The organism is Microcoleus sp. SVA1B4, from assembly GCF_036700545.1.
Taxonomy (GTDB): domain Bacteria; phylum Cyanobacteriota; class Cyanobacteriia; order Cyanobacteriales; family Microcoleaceae; genus Microcoleus.
This window is the reverse complement of the sequence record NZ_JAUBPB010000011.1, coordinates 1-4,892: the sequence shown is the minus strand read 5'-3', so window position 1 is coordinate 4,892 and position 4,892 is coordinate 1. Positions and strand designations below refer to the sequence as shown.

Genomic DNA, 4,892 nt, shown 5'->3' with positions numbered 1-4,892 from the left:
AATCGGTGGCGTTTCCACAGGTGGCGCGACAGCCACAGGCGGTTTTGGATCAATCGGTGGCGTTTCCACAGGAGGCGCGACAGCAACCGGCGGTTTTGGATCAATCGGTGGCGTTTCCACAGGAGGCGCGACAGCAACCGGGGGTTTTGGATCAATCGGTGGCGTTTCCACAGGTGGCGCGACAGCCACAGGCTGCTTTGATTTGACATAATCGATCAATTTCTTGCCGCCATCGAGTTTAGTCCAATCCTTACTTGGATCGATCACTTTGTCGATCGACACTGCTTTGCCCGTCGCGCCTGTTAAATTGAAAACCAAATCGTTATAATCTTTATCTGAGCCCTGATCGACGCGCTGATCTTCCATTGCAAATGCCTTGCCCTTGCCAGTGACATCTGCTACTTGACCGTACAACCAAGCATCATTTGGATTAGTGCTAGATAATGACAACAGCGGGCGTTTGTCACCGCCGGCACCGGGATTCTTAAACACATCTTGCACCGTACCATTTGGCACCAGCATCACCGCAAAAGCTTCTCCCGGTTTCATCGGAAATGTTTTCGCGCCGCTGTACTGCCCTTCGTTATAATTTCCCTCTCCTAAACTGCCATTAAATAGTGGATTTGCACCTTCTGTGGGGTCAGAAATTACTACGTGACCAAAGGTAGAATTGGTCAGGGATCGTCTTGCTGCTTCTTTGATAAATTCCTGAGAACCAGGGGTGAATTCCTCCATTCCCAGCACGCTGAAAATGGCAACTTCACCTTGATAATTGCCGCCGTCGTGCAGCCAATCAAAGCCAACTTGTCCCGTGGAATCTGTAGCAAAAAAGCCGGAGTCAACCCCTAAACCTGTCAGCGGGTCAACTTTGCCATCTGGGGTTAAACTAACTTGATAATTTGTATCGCGGGAGGGTGCAGAAATTTTGAGCGCATAATTGGTTGCGCCCAAATTATCGATGCTAAAAGTTCCTGAATTTGTGCCGTTTGTTTCGATATCTTTGACGACTTTTCCCTGACTGTCGAGAAGCTGCATCCCGACAATGGAACTAAATCCTTCAGCCGTAACTCGAAAGCTGCCGGTATTGAGTCGATTAAAACGATAGGTGTCTGTGGGGTCAGTTTTACCTGCGAAGTCGATAGAGAAATAGTTGTCGTTCAGATTGCCGATCGATATATTAGACATGATGCACCTTTATTGATAAAATTCTATGGAAAAAATCAGCCGACACAGCCAAGCAATTGCCGCAAATCCGCGTAACGACACGCGACTTCAACTTAATCAGCAAAAGGTTAGAAAGTCGTTAAACTCGCTTAACTTTCCGCCGCTATATATCTATCAGAAGTGCGCCGGAGTTTTTATGCGTTTTGTAATGAAACTTTACACTGAGTGTTTAATAACGAGTAGGAAATGGCATCGTTAGACATTTATTTTCTTCCGGTGAAAGTGTTGCCTGTAACCAATTTCCATACCTGCAGACAAAAAGACGTAGTTTTTTATACTCCAATAATTCAGTATAATTTCGTCTCATAGACAAAAATAATATCAGTTTTTATAAGCCAGCGCATCAGTAACATCTCTGAAAAGTCTAATCCAATTAGATTAATAACTAAGTATATTTATGTATAATCATCCTGAAAAAAGATGAAGAAACCATCGCACATCCCCGGGGATGTGCGGGGGTGCGAGACTTGGATACAAAGCAGAGAGATACAGGCTTTCAGGCTTAAATCGATTTGAACCTCTTCTGTCAAACTTCAATCATTCGAGTTTCACACCCGTTTCCGGCGGGAAAAGCCCTACAAAAAACTAAAAAATCTCCCCAACAATCATCCCCGCTAATATGACAAAACCCACCCAAACATTTTGGCGAAAGATTTGACCGTAAACAAGCTTAGGAAGATCCGCATTTCGGAGTTGACTGTACTGCAAAAACCACAAAATCGCCGCCGCACAAATTGCCATCCAAAAACCAATGTGCAAGTGCAGATTCATCCCCATTGCCGCTAACAAACCGACAGTACCAACAAAGAAAAAACCCACAGCATTAGCCGCATTATCACCAAAAAAAATAGCGCTTGAATTCACGCCCAAACGCAAATCATCTTCCCGATCGCTCATTGCATAAACTGTATCAAATCCCATCGTCCAAAACACGACTGCACCCCACAGCAGCCAAGTCGCTAATTCTAATTCGTCAACGGCGGCACTCCAACTAATTAAAACTGCAAAACCCCAGGCAATTGATAACACTAATTGCGGCACTGGAAAAAATCTTTTTGCTAGCGGATAGCAGATAATTACTGGTACGGCAGCCACGCACAGCCAGAAGCTTAAAGGATTGAGATAAAAAGCGAGAATCGCCGCGCAAGCAAAGGAAATTAAAGCAACTCCTATTCCAGTTTGCACGGTGAGGGCGCGGGATGCTAGGGGGCGCGATCGCGTTCTTTCTACTTCGGGATCGATATCGCGATCCCACAAGTCGTTGATGACGCATCCCGCCGCACTCGTGGCTAGGGTTCCCAACACAATCACGCCCACCAATGCTGTCGGCGGCCTCCCGTGGGCTGCTAAAAAGACCGCCCAGAGGGCTGGAATCATTAAAATCAGCCTTCCTGCTGGTTTGTCCCATCTCAAAAGCCTCACGACGGTTAGCAATGTGGATTCGGGTTGGCGATCGGGCTGTGTAAGCATTTCAATTCTAGATTTGATATTTTTAACTCTAGATTTTATCAAATTTTAGGCACAATCACTTACTATCTCTGTTGGCGAGCATACTTCTGCCGAAATTTAAAACAGGTGAAAGTCTTGCCCAGTCAGCAATTCCAAATTTTTGCTAATTTAATAGAATGCCTAACTGGATTCGTGAAATAATCATAAATATCTGTCAACCCCGATACTCCAATGGTTAATTCACTTCCGTCTGCGGAGTCAAATCGCATTATTGCTGCTATTGATATGGGTACTAACTCATTTCACATGGTGGTGGCGCGGATCGATCCGAAATTGCCTGCGTTTACGATTATTGCTAGAGAAAAAGATACGGTTCGGTTGGGCGATTGTGAGGTTAAGACAGGGTGCTTGAAGCCCGAGGTTATGCAAAGGGCGATCGCCACTCTGAGCCGTTTTCTAGATATTGCTAAAACTTTCAATGCTGAACAAATTATCGCTGTGGCTACCAGTGCGGTTCGGGAAGCCCCTAACGGGCGAGATTTTCTCAAACAAGTTGCTGACGAATTAGACCTGAATGTTAGTTTGATTTCCGGTCAGGAAGAAGCGCGGAGAATTTATCTGGGCGTTCTTTCGGGTATGGAGTTTAACAATCAGTCCCAGGTGATTATTGATATTGGGGGCGGTTCTACGGAGTTGATTTTAGGAGACAGTTCTGAGCCTCGCTGTCTCACCAGTACAAAAATTGGTGCTGTTCGCTTAACAGGACAATTTGTCAAAACTGACCCGATTAGCAAGGAGGAGTTTGCTTATTTGCAAGCTTATATTCGGATTTCGCTGGAAAGACCGATCGACGAATTGCGATCTCAATTCCATGAGGGCGAACCTTTGCGCTTGATTGGCACTGCTGGAACCATCGAAACTCTGGCTGCTATTAACGCTCGCGAAAAGTTGGGAACTGTTCCGAGTCCGCTAGCCGGATATCAGTTAAGTTTAAAAGATTTACGCGATTTAGTCAATCGCTTTCGCAAACTTTCTTATGCCGAAAGGTTGGCAATTCCTGGAATGTCGGACAAGCGGGCGGAAATTATTCTGGCAGGCGCTTTGATTTTGCAGGAAGCTATGATACTATTAGGAATTGAATCGCTGACTGTGTGCGATCGGTCTCTGAGAGAAGGCGTAATTGTTGACTGGATGCTGGCGCACGGTTTAATTGAAAACCGCTTACGCTATCAAGGTTCAATCCGCCAGCGTAGCATTCTCCACATGGCTAACAAATATCAAGTCAATTTAGAACAAAGCGAAAGAACCGCAGCATTTACTCTCAATTTATTCGACCAAACTCAAGGAATTCTACACAATTGGGGAACCGAAGAACGCGAGTTGCTGTGGGCTGCGGCAATTCTACACAACTGCGGTTTATACGTCAGCCATTCAGCGCACCACAAGCATTCTTACTATTTAATTCGCAATGGTGAGTTATTGGGCTACACTGAAACAGAGATTGAAGTCATTGCCAATTTGGCTCGCTATCACCGGAAAAATCCTCCTAAAAAGAAGCACGAAAATTTTATTGTTCTTCCAAAAAAATACCGGGAACTCGTCAGTAAATTGCATCCTTTTCTGCGGTTAGCTGTGGCTTTAGATAGGCGTCAGATTGGCGCAATTTCTAATTTTAAATGCGAATACCGCCCGGAAGTTCGAGAGTTTCACTTACGGTTGCACCCGCTCAATCCCGAAGATGATTGCGCTCTGGAACTGTGGAGTTTGGATTATAAAAAGCCGTGTTTTGAATATGAGTACAATCTCAAATTAGTGGCAACTTTGGAACCGACTCTGGTTCCGGTTTAAATACAAAGCCGAGCCTGAAAACGAGAAACTGTAGGGTGCGCGCGTCCCCTACAGTTTTAACTTAATCCCAAGTCTACTACCAATATTGTGTTTGACTCTACAGTCCTCCCGATCGCCCTAGCGTGCCTTGCGAAGGCAGCGTGGATTAATTTTAGAGAGGAGAAATCAATGCAATATGACTATTTGCTGACGCTATACGAAAGATTGAAATAATGTCTCATATCATGTCCGGTCGAGCGATCGCGATTAAAGGCCGGGGCGGGTTTACAGATTTTCCGGTTTCTATTCAATATCTTGGCGAACCCGCCCCTTGTATCTTAAAAGAGTCAGTCAGGCGACCGAGCTGTCACTCAGGCGATCGAGCTGTCACT

At 45.4% G+C, this 4,892-nt stretch carries 3 protein-coding genes; 1 reads left to right on the top strand and 2 read right to left on the bottom strand.

Going from position 1 to position 4,892, the window contains the following annotated elements:
- Nucleotides 1-1,185, bottom strand: a 1,185-nt coding sequence (locus QT987_RS07620) for a DUF4114 domain-containing protein (RefSeq protein ID WP_333238698.1), incomplete at its 3' end; no start/stop codon positions are given.
- A 624-nt stretch (nucleotides 1,186-1,809) separates the two neighbouring features.
- Complete coding sequence (locus tag QT987_RS07615; protein WP_333238696.1) at nucleotides 1,810-2,694, bottom strand: 4-hydroxybenzoate solanesyltransferase; 885 nt, start codon at nucleotides 2,692-2,694, stop codon at nucleotides 1,810-1,812.
- 210 nt (nucleotides 2,695-2,904) lie between these two features.
- Between QT987_RS07615 and QT987_RS07610 the strand changes: the two genes are divergently transcribed.
- Complete coding sequence (locus QT987_RS07610) at nucleotides 2,905-4,521, top strand: Ppx/GppA phosphatase family protein (RefSeq protein ID WP_333238694.1); 1,617 nt, start codon at nucleotides 2,905-2,907, stop codon at nucleotides 4,519-4,521.
- Nucleotides 4,522-4,892 lie beyond the last annotated feature (371 nt).